Here is an 18,268-nt window from a genome sequence, read left to right on the forward strand (position 1 = left end):
CTTGATCGATGTTCGTCGCTGGATCTGGCTGGGTGCAGCCCTGCTGATCGCTGTGCTGCTTTATAGCTTGCACAATATTCTTACACCGTTTCTGGTCGGCATCCTGCTGGCCTACCTGGCCGACCCGCTGGTTGACCGCCTGGAGCGCCTGGGGCTGTCGCGCACCTGGGGCGTGGTGGTGGTGTTCGGCTTGTTCACCTTGTTACTGATGGCCTTGCTGCTGGTGCTGGTGCCGATGCTGGCCAAGCAGCTGGTGCGCCTGTACGAGCTGGCGCCGCAGATGCTCGACTGGCTCGAACAGGTGGCGCTGCCATGGGTGCAGGGTCGTCTGGGCCTGGCCGATGGCTTCTGGAAGTTCGACAAGATCAAGGCCGCCATCGGCTCGCACATGGGGCAGACCACCGATATCGTGGGCATGCTGTTGTCCCATGCCACCGCCTCGAGCCTGGCGTTGATGGCCTGGTTGGCGAACATGGTGCTGATTCCTGTGGTTGGCTTCTATCTGCTGCGCGATTGGGACCTGATGATGGCCAAGCTGCGCGGCCTGCTACCGCGCCAGCGTGAGCCGCAGGTGATGGGCCTGGCTGGCGAATGCCATGAGGTACTGGGGGCATTCGTGCGCGGGCAACTCATGGTGATGGTGGCCTTGGGTATCATCTATTCGGCCGGGCTCATGCTGGTGGGGCTCGAACTGGGCCTGCTGATCGGCATGCTCGCGGGCCTTGCGGCCATCGTGCCGTACATGGGCTTCATCATTGGCATTGGTGCCGCGCTGGTGGCTGGCCTGTTCCAGTTTGGCGGCGACCTGTACCCGATGCTGGGCATCGTCGCGGTATTCATGGTCGGGCAGGCGCTGGAAGGCATGGTGCTGACCCCGCTGCTGGTGGGCGATCGCATCGGTCTGCACCCGGTTGCGGTGATCTTTGCCATCCTCGCCGGTGGTGAGCTGTTCGGCTTTACCGGGGTGCTCCTGGCCCTGCCGGTGGCGGCGGTGATCATGGTGCTGCTGCGGCATATGCATGACTTGTATAAAGAATCGGACATGTATGCCGGGGATATTGACCCGGAGCTGTAACGTACAGGCTTATGTTAAACCTGTGGGGGCGGGCACGCCCGCTCCCACAGGCACCGATTTCAGCCGCAAGACAGCGCAACTTGTTGATTTTGCTTGCGCTATCTATTGCCGTCATTGTGCGCCTCGCGTTGCGGGTATAGACTTTGCAGATTGTTCACCAAAGGCCCCCTGCGGTCCTGCTGACCGCCCGCGAGCATGAAACCACCGATCCAGTTGCCCCTGGGTGTGCGCCTGCGCGATGACGCCACCTTCATCAACTACTATCCGGGCGCCAATGCTGCGGCATTGGGTTACGTCGAGCGGCTATGCGAAGCCGACGCCGGCTGGACCGAGAGCCTTATCTACCTGTGGGGCAAGCAGGGTGTTGGCCGTAGCCACCTGCTGCAGGCCGCCACCCATCGTTTCCAGCAACGTGGTGAGCCCGCCGTCTACCTGCCGTTGGCGCAATTGCTCGACCGTGGCGTAGAGGTGCTCGACTACCTGGCCCAGTACGAACTGGTCTGCATCGACGACCTGCATGTGATTGCAGGCAAGGCAGACTGGGAAGAGGCCATGTTCCACCTGTTCAACCGCCTGCGCGACAGCGGCCGGCGCCTGCTGCTGGCCGCCTCGGCATCGCCACGGGAGCTGCCGATCAAGCTCCCCGACCTGAAGTCGCGCCTGACCCTGGCCCTGGTGTTCCAGATGCGTGGCCTGTCCGACGAAGACAAGCTGCGCGCCCTGCAATTGCGTGCTTCGCGCCGCGGCCTGCACCTTACCGACGAAGTCGGCCACTTCATCCTCACCCGCGGTGCGCGTAGCATGAGCGCGCTGTTCGACCTGCTCGAACGCCTCGACCAGGCCTCGCTCCAGGCACAACGCAAGCTCACCATCCCTTTCCTCAAGGAAACCCTCGGCTGGTAACCCCCTGAAAACGCTGGGCCAGAGCGGCAAAACAGAAAAGTCACATCTTTTTCGATAAAATTTGCAAATGGCCATGATAGAGGGCATAGTTTCCCCCTCTAAAGGATTACAGACACGGTCGTGCCCATGCTAAAGCGCTTCGCACCCCTCGTGCCACTCGCACTCGTGACCCTGCTGTTTGGCTGCGCGGCCCAAGGCCCAGCTTCTCAGGTTCAGGATCACACCCCGGTCGCCGCACAATCGGTGATCAAGGCCAAGGCCTCGTCCTCGTCGGTATTCGGCGAACCGGAAGAGCTGGCCACTGAAGATGACCTGGAGGCTTTCTCCAGCAACAGCAAGCCTTACCAGCTGCCAGTGCTGGCGGACAGCATTCTCGAGCGCGGTATGTCGTTGATCGGCACCCGCTACCGCTTCGGTGGTACCTCGGAGAAGTCTGGTTTCGATTGCAGTGGTTTCATCGGCTACCTGTTCCGCGAAGAGGCGGGCATGACCCTGCCGCGCTCCACGCGTGAAATGATCAACGTCGATGCCCCGAAAGTGGCACGCAACAAGCTCAAGCCAGGTGACTTGCTGTTCTTCAGCACCAATGGTCGCGGCCGCGTCAGCCATGCCGGCATCTACCTGGGTGACAACCAGTTCATCCACTCCAGCAGCCGCCGCAGCGGTGGCGTGCGCATCGACAGCCTCGGTGACCGCTACTGGAGCAAGACCTTCATCGAAGCCAAGCGTGCCTTGGCCATGGCGCCGACCAACATCGCGCGCAACTGATGGCGAAATGATATATCCTGCCGCGGCGGCGATGCTTTGAAAAAAGCTCGCCGCCGTGCGCATTTATAGAAAGCGTCTAATCTAAATTCTCAACTCTTTTCGGCTGCTGCGCAGCGGTCTCAGACAGGATGTTCTGGCCATGATAAAGATGGCGCGCTTCGCATTTCTCTCCTTGGCGACATTGCTTGCTGCCTGCTCCAGCCGTGCGCCTGCGCCGGCCCCTGTGGTTCAGCCGCAGGTTAGCTATAGCCAACCGAGCCCTTCGCCGATTGCCGATGACGTGCTAATCCGCGCCATTGGCCTGGTGGGTACGCCTTATCGCTGGGGCGGCAACACCCCGGACTCCGGCTTCGATTGCAGTGGTTTGATCAAATATGTCTACCGTGATGCAGCCGGCATCAGCTTGCCGCGTTCCACGCGGGAGATGATCGTCATGCGTGCACCGACGGTGGATGCCAAGGCGCTGCAATCCGGTGATCTGGTGTTCTTCGCCACCAGTGGCGGCTCGCAGGTCAGCCATGCAGGCATTTATGTAGGGGAAGGGCGTTTCGTGCATGCGCCCTCAACGGGCGGCACGGTACGATTGGACTACCTGTCCAACAGCTACTGGGCCAAGGCCTATCTGCAAGCCAAGCGTGTGATTCCGCAAGGGCATCTGGCACAGAACCCCTGATTCTCAATGCCTGAAGCAGCGGCCCCGTTCAGCGGGGCCGGTACAGGCCGTCGGGTTCAAGGTGCTTTGCTCACCCGCCAGATGACATTGCCCACATCGTCGGCCACCAATATCCCGCCTTTCCCGTCGTTGATCACTCCCACCGGTCGCCCCATCGCCTTGCCATCGCTGTCGAGAAACCCGGTGAGCAGGTCGATGGGGTGGCCTGCAGGTTTGCCCGCACGGTTGAAGGGTACGAACAACACTTTGTAGCCACTGTGGGGTTTACGGTTCCACGACCCGTGCTGGCCGACCAAAGCTCCCTGTTCGAAAGGCGGCGGCAGCGTGCCAGGTTGGACAAATGCCAGCCCCAGGGATGCGGTATGCGGGCCCACCGCGTAGTCGGGCGCTAGCGCCTGGGCGACCTTCTGCGGTGCCTGCGGTTGTACCCGTTGGTCTACGTGCTGCCCGTAGTAACTGTATGGCCAGCCATAAAAGCCGCCGTCTGTCACTGAGGTGATGTAGTCCGGCACCAGGTCGCTGCCGATTTCGTCACGTTCGTTGACTGCTGTCCACAAGGCGTTGCTGTGCGGCTCCCAGGCCAGTCCGTTGGGGTTGCGCAGGCCGGTGGCGAACAGCCGGTGCTTGCCGCTTGCCCGGTCCACTTCCCAGATCGCGGCGCGGCCTTGCTCTTTTTCCATGCCGTTTTCCCCGACGTTGCTGTTCGAGCCAACCGTGACGTAGAGCTTCTTGCCGTCGGGGCTTGCGATCACGTTCTTGGTCCAGTGATGGTTCAGCGGCCCGCCCGGCAACTCGGTCACCGGGTGGCCCTTGTCGGTCACCTTCATGGCGCCCGGTTCATAGTGAAAGCGCAGCAGCCTGTCGGTGTCGGCCACGTACAAGTCCTTGCCCACCAGCGTCATGCCGAACGGTGAGTTGAGCCCTTCGATGAAAGGGCTGCGGATTTCTGCCACGCCATCGTGGTCGGCATCGCGCAGCAGGGTGATGCGGTTGGCGCTGGGTACGGTCGCGCCGGCGCGTTTCATCGCCTTGCCCATGGCCCAGCCGCGGATGCCCTTGCCATCTTCGGGCTTGGGTGGCGCGTTGGTCTCTGCCACCAGCACATCGCCGTTGGGCAGCAAGTAGAGCCAGCGCGGGTGGTCGAGGCCGCTGGCGAAGGCTTCGACTTGCGTGCCTGCAGCTGCGGTCGGCTTGCTGCCTTTTGGCCAGCCGACGGCGGGGGCGATGTTTACGGTGGGGATCAGTGTTTTGACGGGGGCGGGGAGGCTAGGGGTTGGCCCGCTGCCCTCGTTTACGCTCAACAGGGCTGTTTCGCCGCAGCCTGCCAAGCTGGCTGCGATTAACCAAGGCATCAGGCATTTCATGTGCGGCGTCCTCTCAAGAAGCCTGTTGAATTGAGAGGCCGGCCGTGTTCGCCAGGTTCCCCACCGTTTGCTCTGGCTATTGCTCTTGCTCTTGCTCTTGCTTCGGCTTTTGCTTCTAAGCGTGCGGTAGTTCAAGCGACGCAGATTGCGACTTCAGGAGGCCGAGCGCCGGCCTCGCTCCCGGGAGGACCGCGCTGCAGGCCCCATCCTGGGGCCCAGCGCTTGACGGGCATCCATGCCCGTCACCTCCCTTCGCAAGGCCTGCGTTCGGCCTCGTGAAGTCGCGAAGATCAAAAGCCAGATCAAAAGCCAGATCAAAAGCAAGATCAAGAGCCAGATCAAAAGCCGGAGCAAGATCAAGCGCATACGTCGCGGCAACACCCGCTTCGATTGACGCTCAGGGTGCAACCCTCTAACCTTCGCGCGTGTTTCAGGTGCCCTGCCAGCCCCAACTGGGCAGGGTGAAACTGGGAAGCCGGTGGGCGCCAGCATGGCGCGATTCCGGCGCTGCCCCCGCAACGGTAGGTGAGTAGAAGGCCGCGCAGGGCCACTGGATGCCAGCATCCGGGAAGGCGCGCAGGCCAGGGCCAAGGCCCGCTCACAAGCCCGGAGACCGGCCTGAAACTGTCAACGGCATCACGGAGGGTGATGCGCGGTGCACCGTGGCGCCCTGCCATGGCCCCTGCGCGTTCTTCGTCTGCCTGCCTATTACCTGTCGCCACGCCTTGCCGTGGCGCCAGCCTGCGGAGAACCCTTGATGAGCGAACCCACCGACCGCGACGAACGCCACCTCGCGCGCATGCAGCGCAAGAAGGCGGTCATCGACGAACGCATCGCCAATTCCCCCAACGAATGCGGCCTGCTGCTGGTGCTGACCGGCAATGGCAAGGGCAAGAGCAGCTCGGCCTTCGGCATGCTCGCGCGCGCCCTGGGCCATGGCATGCAGTGCGGTGTGGTGCAGTTCATCAAGGGCCGCAACAGCACCGGCGAAGAGCTGTTTTTCCGCCGCTTCCCCGAGCAGGTACGCTACCACGTGATGGGCGAAGGCTTTACCTGGGAAACCCAGGACCGCCAGCGTGACATCGCCGCCGCCGAAGCCGCCTGGGCGGTGTCGCGCCAGTTGCTGCAGGACCCGAGTGTACAATTTGTGGTGCTGGATGAGCTGAATATCGCCCTCAAGCACGGCTACCTCGACCTGGATCAGGTACTGTCCGACATCCAGGCCCGTCCGCCCATGCAGCACGTGATCGTCACTGGCCGCGCTGCAAAGCCGGAGATGATCGAACTGGCTGATACCGTGACCGAGATGGGTATGCTCAAGCACGCCTTCCAGGCCGGTATCCGCGCGCAGAAGGGCGTCGAACTGTGAGTCAATCGCGCCACTGCCCCGCCGTGTTGATTGCGGCACCGGCCTCTGGCCAGGGCAAGACCACTGTCACTGCTGCCCTGGCCCGCCTGCACCGCAACCTCGGGCGCAAGGTGCGGGTGTTCAAGTGCGGGCCCGATTTTCTGGACCCGATGATTCTCGAGCGGGCCAGTGGCGCGTCGGTGTACCAGCTGGATTTATGGATGATCGGTGCCGAGGAAAGCCGCCGCTTGCTGTGGGAATCGGCCGGCGAGGCCGACCTGATCTTGATCGAAGGGGTGATGGGGCTGTTCGATGGCACCCCGTCCAGCGCCGACCTGGCGCGCCACTTCGGCGTGCCGGTGCTGGCGGTGATCGACGGCACGGCCATGGCCCAGACCTTCGGCGCCCTGGCCTTGGGCCTGGCGCGATACCAGGCCGACCTGCCGTTCGCCGGCGTACTGGCCAACCGGGTGGGCAGCCTGCGCCACGCGCAACTGCTCGAAGGCAGCCTGACCGAAGGGCTGCGATGGTATGGCGGCTTGTCCCGCGAGCGCGGCATCGAGCTGCCCAGCCGCCACCTTGGCCTGGTGCAGGCCAGCGAGCTGAACGACCTGGATGCCCGCCTGGACGCCGCAGCCGAGGCGCTCGGCGCCAGCTGCGACGCAACCTTGCCACCGCCGGTGACTTTTGCCGAACCCGAACCGCAAGCGTGTGCTGCCTCGCTGGCTGGTGTGCGCATTGGTGTGGCGCGGGACGAGGCGTTCGCCTTCACCTATGGCGCCAACCTGGAACTGCTGCGCAAACTGGGTGCACGGCTGGAATTCTTCTCGCCGCTGCATGACCGTGAACTGCCGGTGGTGGACAGCCTGTACCTTCCGGGTGGTTATCCCGAGCTGCATCACCACGCCCTGGCCGCCAATGCGTCGATGAGCGAGGCAATTCGTGCCCATCATGCTCAGGGCAAGCCGTTGCTGGCTGAATGTGGCGGCATGCTGTACCTGCTCGATGCCCTGACTGACGTGGCCGGTGAGCGTGCCGAACTGCTCGGCCTGCTGCCGGGCGAGGCGACCATGCAGAAGCGCCTGGCGGCCCTGGCCTTGCAGGCGGTGGAGCTGCCGGAAGGTACCCTGCGCGGTCACACCTATCATCACTCGCTGACCAGCACGGCGCTGGACCCGATTGCCCGTGGCCTCAGCCCCAACGGTGGGCGTGGCAACGAAGCGGTGTATCGCCTGGGCCGGTTGACGGCCTCCTACGTGCACTTCTACTTCCCCTCCAACCCCGATGCGGCGGCGGCGTTGTTGCGACCATGAGCGAACACGCTTACAGCGACGCCGAACGCGCCGCGATCTACCGCGCCATCGGCGAGCGCCGTGACATGCGCCATTTCGCCGGTGGCCAGGTGGCGCCGGAGCTGCTTGGCCGCCTGCTGGCGGCCGCGCACCAGGCACCCAGCGTCGGCCTGATGCAGCCCTGGCGTTTCATCCGCATTACCCAGCGTGACTTGCGCACCCGCATCCAGGCCCTGGTGGAGGCGGAGCGGCTGCGCACCGCCGAAGCATTGGGCGAGCGGTCGGATGACTTCATGAAACTGAAGGTAGAAGGCATCAACGACTGTGCCGAGCTGCTCGTAGCGGCCTTGATGGACAACCGCGAGCCGCACATCTTCGGCCGTCGCACCCTGCCGGAGATGGACCTGGCCTCGCTAGCCTGCGCCATCCAGAACCTGTGGCTGGCGGCCCGTGGCGAAGGGCTGGGCATGGGCTGGGTATCGCTGTTCGACCCCCTGGCGCTGGCGGCACTGCTGGGCATGCCTGATGGAGCCAAGCCGGTCGCGGTGCTGTGCCTGGGGCCGGTGACCGAATTTTACCCGGCACCCATGCTGGTGCTGGAAAACTGGGCCGATGAACGGCCCCTGAGTGACATGCTGTACGAAAACCAATGGGGAGAGCGCCAATGAGCGTGGCCTTGCTGACCATGGCCGGGGTGGCCCTGGATGCCTTGCTGGGCGAACCGCAGCGGCGCCACCCGCTGGTGGCCTTCGGCAATATGGCCGGTAACCTGGAGCGCCGCCTGAATGCAGGTGGCCGCGGCTGGCGCAGCCACGGTGTGAGTGCGTGGTTTCTGGCAGTGGTGCCGCTCACCCTGGTGGCGCTGATCCTGTCCTGGCTGCCCTATATTGGCTGGCTGGTGGATGTGCTGGCGCTGTACTGCGCCCTAGGCCTGCGCAGTTTGGGTGAACATGTGCTGCCGGTGGCCAACGCCTTGCGCCAGGGCGACCTGGAAGAAGCGCGACGCCGCGTCGTCTACCTGGTCAGCCGCGAAACCCGCGAGCTGGACGAGCCTGCCGTGGCCCGGGCCGCCACCGAGTCGGTGCTGGAAAACGGCAGTGACGCGGTGTTCGCCGCGCTGTTCTGGTTTGTGGTGGCCGGTGCGCCGGGCGTGGTGTTGTACCGCCTGAGCAACACGCTGGACGCCATGTGGGGGTATCGCAACGAGCGCTTCGAGCGCTTCGGCTGGTGCGCGGCGCGCGTTGATGACGTGCTCAACTATATTCCCGCAAGGCTGGTGGCGCTGACCTACGCACTGCTGGGCAAGACCCGCCTGGCTCTGGCCTGCTGGCGCAAGCAGGGCCCGTTGTGGGACAGCCCCAACGCCGGGCCTGTGATGGCCGCCGGTGCTGGTGCGCTGGGGGTAGAGCTGGGCGGCCCGGCGGTTTATCACGGCGAACTGCATCAGCGGCCACAACTGGGTGAAGGGCCGATGGCTGACGCCGATGCCATCGAGCGTGGCTGGAGCCTGGTGCAGCGCGGCGTGTGGCTGTGGCTGTTGTTGATCTGCCTGGGGGCTTACGTCAATGCTTGAACACGGTGGCCGCCTGCTGCGTGCGGTGCAGCAATACGGTATCCCTCGCGAGCAGTGGCTCGACCTGTCCAGTGGCATTGCGCCCTGGCCATTCCCGATTCCGCCGATACCCACTGATGCCTGGGCCCGCCTGCCAGAGACCGAGGACGGCCTGGAAGAGGCTGCCCGTGCGTATTACGGCGCCCGCCAGTTGCTGCCGGTGGCGGGCTCCCAGGCAGCGATCCAGGCGTTGCCGCTGCTGCGTGCGGCTGGCCGGGTAGGGGTGTTGACGCCGTGTTATGCCGAACACCCGTACGCCTGGCAACGGGCGGGGCATCAACTGGTTGAGCTGGATGAGGCGCAGGTTGAGGCAGCACTCGACAGCCTCGATGTACTGGTGCTGGTCAACCCCAACAACCCGACCGGGCGGCGGGTGCCGCGTGAGCGCCTGCTGGGCTGGCATGCCCGCCTGGCTGCCCGTGGTGGCTGGCTGTTGGTCGATGAGGCGTTCATGGACAACACCCCGGCGGATGGCGTGGTCGAATGCGCCGAGCGCCCGGGGCTGATCGTGCTGCGCTCGTTCGGCAAGTTCTTTGGCCTGGCCGGGGTGCGCCTGGGCTTCGTCGCCGCCGAGCGCAGCCTGTTGCTGCGCCTGGCCGAGCTGCTTGGCCCGTGGACGGTCAACGGGCCAACCCGGGTGCTGGCCCAGGCCAGCCTGGCCGACAAGCCTGCCCAGCGCATGCAGATAGAACGTTGCGCTGCCGCCAGCCAGCGCTTGGCCACATTGCTGTCCAGTAACGGCCTTGCGCCCAGCGGTGGCTGTGACCTGTTCCAGTACGTGCGCAGTGAGCGCGCCGTGCAGTTGCATGGCTTTCTCGCCCGCCGCGGCATCCTGGTGCGCTTGTTCGAACACCCACCGGCCGTGCGCCTGGGGCTGCCCGAATGTGCGGCGGACGAACAGCGCCTGGCGCAGGCCCTGGCGGACTATCAAAAGGAATCGGCATGACCACCCTCATGGTGCAAGGCACCACCTCCGACGCCGGCAAGAGCACGCTGGTAACTGCCCTGTGCCGCTGGCTGTTGCGCCAGGGCGTTGGCGTGGTGCCGTTCAAGCCACAGAACATGGCGCTGAACAGCGCGGTGACTGCCGACGGCGGCGAAATTGGCCGCGCCCAGGCGGTGCAAGCGCAAGCGTGCCGGCTGGCACCCCACACCGACATGAACCCCGTGTTGCTCAAACCCAACAGCGATACCGGCGCCCAGGTCATCATCCACGGCCGTGCGGTCACCAGCATGAACGCGGTGGCTTACCATGACTACAAGGCCATCGCCATGCAGGCGGTGCTGGCTTCGCACCAGCGCCTGAGTGCCGCCTGGCCGGTGGTCATGGTCGAAGGCGCGGGGTCGCCGGCGGAGATCAACCTGCGTGCTGGCGACATCGCCAACATGGGGTTTGCCGAAGCGGTTGACTGCCCGGTGATCCTGGTCGCCGACATCAACCGCGGCGGCGTGTTCGCGCACCTGGTGGGCACGCTGGAGTTGCTGTCGCCCAGTGAGCAGGCGCGGGTCAAAGGCTTTGTCATCAACCGCTTCCGTGGTGATATCGCCTTGTTGCAGCCGGGGCTGGACTGGCTGGAGCAACGCACCGGCAAGCCAGTTCTGGGGGTGCTGCCTTACGTCACCGACCTGCACCTGGAAGCCGAAGACGGCATCGATGTGCGCCAAGGCGCCAAAAGCGAGCGTGTGCTCAAGGTGATCGTCCCGGTATTGCCGCGCATCAGTAACCACACCGACTTCGACCCGTTGCGCCTGCACCCGCAGGTCGACCTGCAGTTCATTGGCCCGGGCCAGCCGATCCCGGCTGCCGACCTGATTATCCTGCCGGGTTCCAAGAGCGTGCGCGGTGACCTGGCGCAGTTGCGCGAGCGCGGTTGGGACAAGGCCATCGAGCGGCACCTGCGCTACGGTGGCAAGCTGATCGGGATCTGCGGCGGCCTGCAAATGCTTGGCCGCGACGTGCATGACCCGCTGGGTCTCGAAGGGGCTGCCGGTTCAAGCCCGGGGCTGGGCCTGCTCGATTACGCCACGGTGCTGGAAGCCGAGAAGCAACTGCGCAACGTTGCCGGCACGCTGAACCTTGAAGCAGCACCGGTTGGCGGCTATGAAATTCACGCTGGCGTCACCACCGGTCCTGACTTGGAGCAGCCCGCCGTGCAGTTGGCCGATGGCCGCTGTGATGGCGCTGTCAGTGCCGATGGCCAGATCCTCGCCACCTATCTGCATGGCCTGTTCGAGGGCAGCCAGTCGTGTGCTGCGCTGCTGCGCTGGGCTGGCCTGGAGGATGTGCAGAGCATCGATTACGAAGCCCTGCGTGAACGCGACATCGAGCGCCTGGCCGACCTGGTGGAAAAGCACCTGGACACCGCTCACCTGCGCCAACTGTGCGGGGTGGCCTGACATGCGCAGCCTGATCCTCGGTGGCGCCCGCTCCGGCAAGAGCCGCCTGGCCGAACAGCTGGCCAGCGCCAGCGGCCTGCCAGTGACCTACATCGCTACCAGCCAGCCGCTGGACGGTGAAATGAACGAACGCGTGTCGCTGCATCGCGAGCGCCGTCCCGCAGACTGGGGGCTGATCGAAGAACCGCTGGCCCTGGCGGCAGTACTGCGCGCCGAAGCGGCCGAAGGGCGCTGCCTGCTGGTGGACTGCCTGACGTTGTGGTTGACCAACCTGCTGATGCTCGAAGACGACCAGCGCCTGGCCGAAGAGCGTGATGCCCTGCTGGCCTGCCTGGAGCAGCTGCCTGGCACCCTCATTCTGGTCGGTAACGAAACCGGCCTGGGCGTGGTGCCCATGGGCGAGCTGACCCGTCGCTATGTCGACCTGGCCGGCTGGTTGCACCAGGCCGTGGCCGAACGTTGCCAGCGTGTGGTGCTGACCGTGGCCGGCCTGCCCTTAATGCTCAAAGGAGCTGCACTATGACTCAAGCCTGGTGGCGCGACGCCTGCCAATCCCTCGACAACGCCGCCATGGACCAGGCCCGCGCCCGTCAGCAACAGCTGACCAAACCTGCCGGTTCACTCGGCCAGCTGGAGGGCCTGGCCATCCAGCTGGCGGGCCTGCAAGGGCGTGAACGGCCAACCCTGGACCAGGCTGCCATCAGCATTTTTGCCGGTGACCACGGTGTGGTCGAAGAGGGTATCTCGGCCTATCCGCAGGCGGTCACCGGGCAGATGCTGCGCAACTTCGTCGGCGGTGGTGCGGCGATCAGCGTGTTGGCCCGCCAGCTGGAGGCCAGTCTTGAGGTGGTCGATCTGGGCACCATCGACCCTCATCTGGAACTGCCTGGTGTACGCCACCTGCGCCTGGGGGCCGGTACGGCCAACTTCGCCGGTCAGCCAGCGATGACCGAGGGGCAGTTGCAAGCTGCCTTGCAGGCCGGCCGCGACAGCGCCTTGCGTGCCGCTGAACAGGGCGCGCAGCTGTTCATCGGCGGCGAGATGGGTATTGGCAACACCACGGCCGCCGCTGCCTTGGCCAGCGTCCTGCTAGGTTGCCCGCCTGCTGAACTGAGCGGCCCGGGCACCGGCCTGGACAACGCTGGCGTGCGGCACAAGGCCGAGGTCATCGAGCGGGCGCTGAGTCTGCATGGCCTGCAGGCCGCAGATCCATTGCAGGCACTGGGTTGTGTCGGCGGTTTTGAGATCGCGGCCTTGGCCGGGGCCTATATCGGCTGCGCGCAGGCGGGCATCGCCGTGCTGGTGGACGGCTTCATTTGTAGCGTTGCCGCCCTGGTGGCGGTGCGCCTCAACCCGCAGTGCCGGGCGTGGTTGCTGTTTGCCCATCAGGGCGCAGAGCCTGGGCACAAGGCGTTGCTGGATGCATTGCAGGCTGAACCGCTGTTGGCGTTGGGCCTGCGCCTGGGCGAGGGCAGTGGTGCTGCGTTGGCCGTGCCATTGTTGCGCCTGGCCTGTGCGCTGCACGGACAGATGGCGACCTTTGCCGAGGCCGCCGTGGCGGACCGCCCGGCATGATCCTCGACCTGTTGCGCCACGGTGAAACGGAGCAGGGCGGCCTGCGTGGCAGCCTGGACGATGCGCTCACCGACAAGGGCTGGGCGCAGATGCGCAGCGCCGTGGCCGAAGCCGGCCCGTGGCAGGTGCTGGTCAGTTCGCCGCTGCAGCGCTGTGCGTGTTTTGCCGATGAACTGGGTGGGCGGCTTGATTTGCCTGTGCAGCGTGAACCAGGTTTGCAAGAGCTGCATTTCGGTGACTGGGAAGGCCGTAGCGCGGCGCAGATCATGGAAGACCAGGCCGATGCGCTGGGGCGCTTCTGGGCGGACCCGTACGCCTACACCCCGCCCAATGGCGAACCGGTGCAGGCATTTGCCGAGCGAGTGCTGGACGCTGTCGAGCGTTTGAGCCGCCAGCATGCAGGTAAGCGGGTGCTGCTGGTTACCCATGGCGGTGTGATGCGGTTGCTGCTGGCCCGGGCGCGAGGCTTGCCGAAGGCGCAGTTGCTGCAGGTTGACGTCGGGCATGGGGCGCTGGTGCGGCTAGTGATGGGTGACGACGGTCAACTGGCCGAGGGCCACTGAAATGTTGCCGTTCTGGATCGCCTTGCAGTTCCTCAGCAGCTTGCCCGTGAGCCTGCCGGGCATGCCGGAGCCGCGTGAGCTGGGGCGTTCGCTGCTGTTCTATCCGCTGATCGGGGTGTTGTTCGGGCTGCTGCTGTGGCTGGCCAGCCTTCTGCTGCAGGGTACGCCAGCGCCGTTGCATGCGGCTTTGCTGCTGACGGTGTGGGTATTGCTCAGTGGCGCCTTGCATCTGGATGGCCTGGCCGACAGCGCTGATGCCTGGTTGGGTGGTTTCGGCGACCGTGAGCGCACCCTGCAGATAATGAAAGACCCGCGTAGCGGGCCGATTGCCGTGGTCACCCTGGTGCTGGTGCTGCTGCTGAAGTTCTGCGCCTTGTGGGTGCTGGTGGAGCAGGGTATCGGGGCGCAATTGCTGCTGGCTCCCTTGATTGGGCGCGCGGCGATGTTGGGCCTGTTCCTCTGTACCCCTTATGTGCGGCCTGGCGGCTTGGGCCAAGCGTTGGCCGAGCACTTGCCGCGACGTGCAGCTGGGTGGGTGCTGCTGGCCAGTGCACTTTTCTGTCTGGTCTTGGGCGGCTGGGTGGTGGTGCTGGCGCTGGCCATGTTTGCCTGGCTGCGGCACCTCATTTGCCGACGACTGGGTGGGACTACCGGGGATACAGCGGGTGCGCTGCTGGAGTTGCTGGAACTGGCAGTGATACTTGGCTTGGCAATGGGCCTTTAATCGCTCGGCCAGGGCCTGGGATCTGTAGGAGCGGAGTTGCCGGTAGCGAGGGTGCAGTAACGTCTGGCAACGGTTTGATAAATCCTGCACTCCATTGTCATCGTATTCTCAGTCTTCCCCCCTGCAACCAGGTAGGCCTCCCGTGCGAAACCGGATCCTCGCCAGTCTATTGGTGCTGTCCAGCCTTCCAGCCACTGCGGCAGATCTCATGGCATTCTGGGACGCGCCACGCCACGGCGGCAACAGCTTCAACCGGCTGCCACCCGATCAAGCCTACTTCGATGCCCTGAGGGGCTATGGCGCGACATGGGTACGATTGTCGTACGATAAATGGCAACCGGTAGAACGTGATTTCCTCCTCGGTAATGCCGATGGCTATGAAGGCCTGCCCGCCGCCGACCTGGCTACGCTGCGCGCCACCCTCGATCGTGCTCATCAGGCGGGCCTCAAGGTCGTCATTGCCCCTCTCTCGCTACCCGGTATGCGCTGGTCGCAAAACAACCAGGGCCAATTTGATGATCGGCTGTGGCAAGACAAGCGCTACTGGTCCCAGGCTATGACCTTCTGGCGAGACATGGCGCGCGAACTGAAGGGCCACCCGGCCATTGCCGCCTACAACCTGATCAATGAACCCGCCCCGGAAAAACAGGGCGGCCTGGCCGAACACGACGAACTGGGGCAAATGCGGCAGTGGTATGTGAAAGAGCAGGGCACCGCGCGGGATCTGCCGTTGCTGTACCGGCAACTGATAGCGGCAATTCGCGAGGAGGACGCCGACACTCCGATCATGGTCGATGCCGGCTGGTATGCCGCCGCAGACGCCTTCGGCTACTGGCCTGCCCACCTGGAAGACCCGCGAGTACTGTACAGCGTGCACATGTACGAACCCTATGCCGCTACCAGTGCGCCCAACATGGCGCGTAAACACCCCATCCCCTACCCCGGCCCCACACCCTTCGCCGGGCAGACACAGCAGTGGGATGGTCAACGCGTTGAGCGCTATTTGCGCCAGCCGCTGGCATGGGCCGAAGCCATGGGCCTGCCGCGGTCGCGGCTGGTGGTAGGCGAATTTGGCTGCATGCGCAGGCTACCGGGTTGCTCGCAGTATCTGGAAGACGTACTCACCGTTCTGGATCGCAACCAGTTGCACTGGGCTTTCTATAGCTTCCGTGAAGACAACTGGGACGGCATGGACTACGAACTAGGTTCGGCAAAGGTGCCGTGGCGCTACTGGCAGGCGATCGAGCAAGGGGCGCCAGACCCTTTGGCGCGCAAGGCCACGGCTGAGTTCGAGCCGATTCGAAGGCGCTTGAACACGGACTGATGCGTATCGGCAACAGTGAACCCTCTTGCAACACTCATGATGCGGGTATATACACGTATCCATGCTGACCAGTGAATGCATCTGTACCCATCTGCGTCGTGCCGCCCGCGGGGTGAGCCGGCATTACGACGAGGCTCTTGCCGGCTTCGGGGTCAATGTCGCGCAGTTTTCCCTCCTAAGGCACCTGCAGCGGCTTGATCGCCCCAGTATCACTACCTTGGCCGAAGCCATGGGCCTGGAGCGCAGTACCCTGGGCCGTAACGTGCGGGTGCTGGAGGCTGAAGGGCTGGTGGCCCTGGCTGATGGCGACGACCAGCGCAACCGCGTGGTGCTGCTGACCGAGGCTGGAACGAAGCTGCTGCGCGACGCGCATCCGGCCTGGGAACAAGCCCAGATCGAGCTGGTGGAGCGATTGGGCGCAGGGCAACGGGATGAACTGGTGCGTTTGCTGGACCAACTGGCTTGAATTGATACGACTCTAAGCGGGTATATACCCGTAAAAACCTTGCGATGTGCTGGAGATAACGACAATGACTTCGGTGTGGCGAACCAGCGGGTGGGTATTGGTAGGGGCGGCTTTGATTCTGGCGCTGTCTCTGGGTGTGCGGCACGGCTTTGGTCTGTTTCTGGCGCCGATGAGCGCCGATTTTGGCTGGGGTCGTGGGGTGTTCGCCTTTGCCATTGCCTTGCAAAACCTGATCTGGGGGCTGGCGCAACCGTTCGCCGGTGCCTTGGCCGACCGTATGGGGGCGGCGCGGGTGGTAATCATCGGCGGTATTCTTTACGCCGCCGGCTTGATCCTCATGGGCATGGCTGATTCTGCCTGGTCGTTGTCGCTCAGTGCCGGTTTGCTGATCGGCATCGGCCTGTCCGGCACATCGTTCTCGGTCATCCTCGGCGTGGTCGGGCGTGCGGTGCCGGCAGAGAAGCGCAGCATGGCCATGGGCATTGCCAGCGCCGCCGGTTCGTTTGGCCAGTTCGCCATGCTGCCGGGCACCCTTGGCCTGATCCAGTGGCTGGGTTGGTCCGCAGCGTTGCTGGTGCTGGGCCTGATGGTGGCGTTGATCGTGCCCTTCGTTGGCCTGCTGCGTGACCGCCCGCTGCCCAGCCATGGCGCCGAACAGACCTTGGGCCAGGCGCTGCGCGAGGCGTGCTCGCATTCCGGCTTCTGGTTGCTGGCGCTGGGTTTCTTCGTGTGTGGTTTCCAGGTGGTGTTCATTGGCGTGCATCTGCCGGCCTACCTGGTTGACCAGCACCTGGCCGCGACCACCGGTACCACCGTGCTGGCGCTGGTCGGCCTGTTCAATATCGTGGGTACGTTCACGGCTGGCTGGCTGGGTGGTCGCATGTCCAAGCCGCGCCTGCTGACCGGGCTGTACCTGCTGCGTGCGGTGGTGATCGTGTTGTTCCTCTGGGCGCCGGTGAGTGCCTTCAGTGCCTACCTGTTCGGCATCGCCATGGGCCTGCTGTGGTTGTCCACGGTGCCGTTGACCAATGGCACCGTGGCTACATTGTTCGGGGTGCGTAACCTGTCCATGCTCGGCGGTATCGTCTTCCTGTTCCACCAGCTGGGTGCCTTCCTCGGTGGCTGGTTGGGCGGGGTGGTCTATGACCGTACCGGCAGCTACGACCTGGTCTGGCAGATTTCCATCCTGCTCAGTCTGTTGGCCGCTGCCCTTAACTGGCCCGTGCGCGAACGGCCGGTTGCGCGCCTGCAGGCGCAGGCCGCATGAACCGCTACCTGGCCCGCGGGTTGCTGGCCTTTGGCGCGCTGGTGCTGCTGGCGCTGGCGTGGTGGGGATGGCACAAGGGTGGGATGGCATTGATGCAACTGGGCATGAGTGTTTGTTAGGCGCTACCCTGCAAGCTCAAGGGTTGTCTAGCAGGAGAAACGAATCATGCGTGCTCATTGGTTGACAGTGCCGTTGTTGGCCGTGCTTGCCAGCGCTTCGAGCTGGGCTGCCGATTGCCCGGCGTTATTGCAGGGCAGCCTGCCGGAGTTGCGTGGCAAGGGGCAGGTCGACCTGTGCCAGCGCTTTTCCGGCAAGGCTTTGGTGGTGGTCAACACGGCCAGTTATTGTGGTTTTGCACCGCAGTTCGAGGGGCTTGAGGCGACGTACAAGGAGTATCACGACCAAGGCCTGGAAATGCTTGGTGTGCCGTCCAATGACTTCAAGCAGGAAGATGCCGACAGCGAGAAGACTGCCAACGTTTGCTATGCCAACTATGGCGTCACCTTCACCATGACCAAGACGCAGGCCGTGCGGGGCAAGGATGCGATACCGCTGTTTGCTGAGTTGGCCAGCCAGAGCAGTGCGCCGAAGTGGAATTTCTACAAGTATGTTGTCGATCGCAAGGGCAAGGTGATCGGTGACTTCTCCAGCCTCACCAAACCGGATGATCCGGAATTCCGCGCAGCCATCGAGAAGGCCATCGCTTCGCAACAGTAATCGGGCAGCTCTGGATCTTGATCTTGATCTTGATCTTGATCTTGATCTTGATCTTGCTTTGGCTGCTAAGCGCGCGGAAGTTCAGGCGACGCAGATTGCGACTTCAGGAGGCCGAGCGCAGGGCTTGCGGAGGGAGGTGACGGGCATGGATGCCCGTCAAGCGCTGGGCCCCAGGATGGGGCCTGCAGCGCGGTCCTCCC

The 18,268-nt window shown here is 64.3% G+C and carries 20 protein-coding genes and 1 riboswitch; of the genes, 19 read left to right on the top strand and 1 reads right to left on the bottom strand.

What is annotated here, in order from left to right:
• Position 1: 1 nt before the first annotated feature.
• The 4 genes from SB756_RS27260 (at position 2) to SB756_RS27275 (ending at position 3,419) form a co-directional block, all read left to right on the top strand.
• Positions 2 to 1,075 (top strand): AI-2E family transporter, encoded by a 1,074-nt coding sequence (locus tag SB756_RS27260; RefSeq protein ID WP_016501106.1) that lies wholly within the window; start codon positions 2 to 4, stop codon positions 1,073 to 1,075.
• A gap of 195 nt (positions 1,076 to 1,270) precedes the next feature.
• Entirely contained in the window at positions 1,271 to 1,978 is a 708-nt protein-coding gene (gene hda, locus SB756_RS27265; RefSeq protein ID WP_016485270.1) for a DnaA regulatory inactivator Hda, read from the top strand.
• 126 nt (positions 1,979 to 2,104) lie between these two features.
• On the top strand, positions 2,105 to 2,746 hold the full coding sequence (locus SB756_RS27270; RefSeq protein ID WP_041167847.1) for a C40 family peptidase: 642 nt from the start codon (positions 2,105 to 2,107) through the stop codon (positions 2,744 to 2,746).
• 139 nt (positions 2,747 to 2,885) lie between these two features.
• Positions 2,886 to 3,419: a C40 family peptidase gene (locus tag SB756_RS27275; protein ID WP_341797795.1), complete on the top strand. Its 534-nt coding sequence runs from the start codon at positions 2,886 to 2,888 to the stop codon at positions 3,417 to 3,419.
• A 56-nt stretch (positions 3,420 to 3,475) separates the two neighbouring features.
• Here SB756_RS27275 and SB756_RS27280 read toward each other — a convergent pair whose 3' ends face one another.
• Entirely contained in the window at positions 3,476 to 4,783 is a 1,308-nt protein-coding gene (locus tag SB756_RS27280; protein WP_410912636.1) for a PQQ-dependent sugar dehydrogenase, read from the bottom strand.
• A 415-nt stretch (positions 4,784 to 5,198) separates the two neighbouring features.
• Positions 5,199 to 5,420: riboswitch (cobalamin riboswitch) on the top strand.
• Between the two features lie 120 nt (positions 5,421 to 5,540).
• On the opposite strand from SB756_RS27280, the gene cobO reads away from it, so the two are divergent.
• The 15 genes from cobO (at position 5,541) to SB756_RS27355 (ending at position 18,068) form a co-directional block, all read left to right on the top strand.
• The gene (gene cobO / locus SB756_RS27285; protein ID WP_341797799.1) at positions 5,541 to 6,152 is read left to right on the top strand and encodes a cob(I)yrinic acid a,c-diamide adenosyltransferase; all 612 of its coding nucleotides are present in this window, start codon (positions 5,541 to 5,543) and stop codon (positions 6,150 to 6,152) included.
• On the top strand, positions 6,149 to 7,444 hold the full coding sequence (locus SB756_RS27290; RefSeq protein WP_410912638.1) for a cobyrinate a,c-diamide synthase: 1,296 nt from the start codon (positions 6,149 to 6,151) through the stop codon (positions 7,442 to 7,444). The genes cobO and SB756_RS27290 overlap by 4 nt, the downstream gene beginning before the upstream one ends.
• Positions 7,441 to 8,091 (top strand): 5,6-dimethylbenzimidazole synthase, encoded by a 651-nt coding sequence (bluB, locus tag SB756_RS27295; protein WP_341797801.1) that lies wholly within the window; start codon positions 7,441 to 7,443, stop codon positions 8,089 to 8,091. The genes SB756_RS27290 and bluB overlap by 4 nt, the downstream gene beginning before the upstream one ends.
• A complete protein-coding gene (gene cbiB, locus SB756_RS27300; protein ID WP_410912640.1) occupies positions 8,088 to 8,996 on the top strand; it encodes an adenosylcobinamide-phosphate synthase CbiB in 909 nt (302 codons plus the stop codon). Before bluB ends, cbiB begins: the two co-directional genes overlap by 4 nt.
• A complete protein-coding gene (gene cobD / locus SB756_RS27305) occupies positions 8,989 to 9,981 on the top strand; it encodes a threonine-phosphate decarboxylase CobD (RefSeq protein ID WP_410912642.1) in 993 nt (330 codons plus the stop codon). Before cbiB ends, cobD begins: the two co-directional genes overlap by 8 nt.
• Complete coding sequence (locus tag SB756_RS27310) at positions 9,978 to 11,432, top strand: cobyric acid synthase (protein ID WP_410912644.1); 1,455 nt, start codon at positions 9,978 to 9,980, stop codon at positions 11,430 to 11,432. The genes cobD and SB756_RS27310 overlap by 4 nt, the downstream gene beginning before the upstream one ends.
• Before the next feature lies 1 nt (position 11,433).
• Positions 11,434 to 11,955, top strand: a complete 522-nt coding sequence (gene cobU, locus SB756_RS27315) for a bifunctional adenosylcobinamide kinase/adenosylcobinamide-phosphate guanylyltransferase (protein WP_410912646.1) — start codon at positions 11,434 to 11,436, stop codon at positions 11,953 to 11,955.
• Positions 11,952 to 13,007: a nicotinate-nucleotide--dimethylbenzimidazole phosphoribosyltransferase gene (gene cobT / locus SB756_RS27320; protein ID WP_341797806.1), complete on the top strand. Its 1,056-nt coding sequence runs from the start codon at positions 11,952 to 11,954 to the stop codon at positions 13,005 to 13,007. The genes cobU and cobT overlap by 4 nt, the downstream gene beginning before the upstream one ends.
• Positions 13,004 to 13,570, top strand: a complete 567-nt coding sequence (gene cobC / locus SB756_RS27325) for an alpha-ribazole phosphatase family protein (protein WP_341797807.1) — start codon at positions 13,004 to 13,006, stop codon at positions 13,568 to 13,570. Before cobT ends, cobC begins: the two co-directional genes overlap by 4 nt.
• A 1-nt stretch (position 13,571) precedes the next feature.
• Complete coding sequence (locus SB756_RS27330; RefSeq protein WP_341797808.1) at positions 13,572 to 14,294, top strand: adenosylcobinamide-GDP ribazoletransferase; 723 nt, start codon at positions 13,572 to 13,574, stop codon at positions 14,292 to 14,294.
• Positions 14,295 to 14,502: 208 nt separating this feature from the next.
• Complete coding sequence (locus SB756_RS27335; RefSeq protein WP_341797809.1) at positions 14,503 to 15,618, top strand: glycoside hydrolase family 5 protein; 1,116 nt, start codon at positions 14,503 to 14,505, stop codon at positions 15,616 to 15,618.
• A 61-nt stretch (positions 15,619 to 15,679) separates the two neighbouring features.
• Positions 15,680 to 16,084, top strand: a complete 405-nt coding sequence (locus tag SB756_RS27340; protein WP_341797810.1) for a MarR family winged helix-turn-helix transcriptional regulator — start codon at positions 15,680 to 15,682, stop codon at positions 16,082 to 16,084.
• A 64-nt stretch (positions 16,085 to 16,148) separates the two neighbouring features.
• Positions 16,149 to 17,351 carry an MFS transporter gene (locus SB756_RS27345; RefSeq protein WP_016501091.1) on the top strand — a complete coding sequence of 401 codons (1,203 nt, stop codon included), beginning with the start codon at positions 16,149 to 16,151 and terminating at the stop codon, positions 17,349 to 17,351.
• Entirely contained in the window at positions 17,348 to 17,470 is a 123-nt protein-coding gene (locus SB756_RS27350; protein WP_258655568.1) for a hypothetical protein, read from the top strand. Before SB756_RS27345 ends, SB756_RS27350 begins: the two co-directional genes overlap by 4 nt.
• Before the next feature lie 46 nt (positions 17,471 to 17,516).
• Positions 17,517 to 18,068: a glutathione peroxidase gene (locus SB756_RS27355; protein ID WP_341797811.1), complete on the top strand. Its 552-nt coding sequence runs from the start codon at positions 17,517 to 17,519 to the stop codon at positions 18,066 to 18,068.
• The last annotated feature ends 200 nt before the right edge of the window (positions 18,069 to 18,268 follow it).

Origin of the sequence: Pseudomonas sp. SIMBA_068 (assembly GCF_046534705.1) — a bacterium.
GTDB lineage: Bacteria > Pseudomonadota > Gammaproteobacteria > Pseudomonadales > Pseudomonadaceae > Aquipseudomonas > Aquipseudomonas putida.

Coding starts and splice junctions, on each gene's coding strand:
- hda (WP_016485270.1), top strand. CDS start 1,271: ATGAAACCACCGATCCAGTTGCCCCTGGGTGTGCGCCTGCGCGATGAC.
- SB756_RS27270 (WP_041167847.1), top strand. CDS start 2,105: ATGCTAAAGCGCTTCGCACCCCTCGTGCCACTCGCACTCGTGACCCTG.
- SB756_RS27275 (WP_341797795.1), top strand. CDS start 2,886: ATGATAAAGATGGCGCGCTTCGCATTTCTCTCCTTGGCGACATTGCTT.
- SB756_RS27280 (WP_410912636.1), bottom strand. CDS start 4,783: ATGAAATGCCTGATGCCTTGGTTAATCGCAGCCAGCTTGGCAGGCTGC.
- cobO (WP_341797799.1), top strand. CDS start 5,541: ATGAGCGAACCCACCGACCGCGACGAACGCCACCTCGCGCGCATGCAG.
- bluB (WP_341797801.1), top strand. CDS start 7,441: ATGAGCGAACACGCTTACAGCGACGCCGAACGCGCCGCGATCTACCGC.
- cbiB (WP_410912640.1), top strand. CDS start 8,088: ATGAGCGTGGCCTTGCTGACCATGGCCGGGGTGGCCCTGGATGCCTTG.
- cobD (WP_410912642.1), top strand. CDS start 8,989: ATGCTTGAACACGGTGGCCGCCTGCTGCGTGCGGTGCAGCAATACGGT.
- SB756_RS27310 (WP_410912644.1), top strand. CDS start 9,978: ATGACCACCCTCATGGTGCAAGGCACCACCTCCGACGCCGGCAAGAGC.
- cobU (WP_410912646.1), top strand. CDS start 11,434: ATGCGCAGCCTGATCCTCGGTGGCGCCCGCTCCGGCAAGAGCCGCCTG.
- cobT (WP_341797806.1), top strand. CDS start 11,952: ATGACTCAAGCCTGGTGGCGCGACGCCTGCCAATCCCTCGACAACGCC.
- cobC (WP_341797807.1), top strand. CDS start 13,004: ATGATCCTCGACCTGTTGCGCCACGGTGAAACGGAGCAGGGCGGCCTG.
- SB756_RS27330 (WP_341797808.1), top strand. CDS start 13,572: ATGTTGCCGTTCTGGATCGCCTTGCAGTTCCTCAGCAGCTTGCCCGTG.
- SB756_RS27335 (WP_341797809.1), top strand. CDS start 14,503: ATGGCATTCTGGGACGCGCCACGCCACGGCGGCAACAGCTTCAACCGG.
- SB756_RS27340 (WP_341797810.1), top strand. CDS start 15,680: ATGCTGACCAGTGAATGCATCTGTACCCATCTGCGTCGTGCCGCCCGC.
- SB756_RS27345 (WP_016501091.1), top strand. CDS start 16,149: ATGACTTCGGTGTGGCGAACCAGCGGGTGGGTATTGGTAGGGGCGGCT.
- SB756_RS27350 (WP_258655568.1), top strand. CDS start 17,348: ATGAACCGCTACCTGGCCCGCGGGTTGCTGGCCTTTGGCGCGCTGGTG.
- SB756_RS27355 (WP_341797811.1), top strand. CDS start 17,517: ATGCGTGCTCATTGGTTGACAGTGCCGTTGTTGGCCGTGCTTGCCAGC.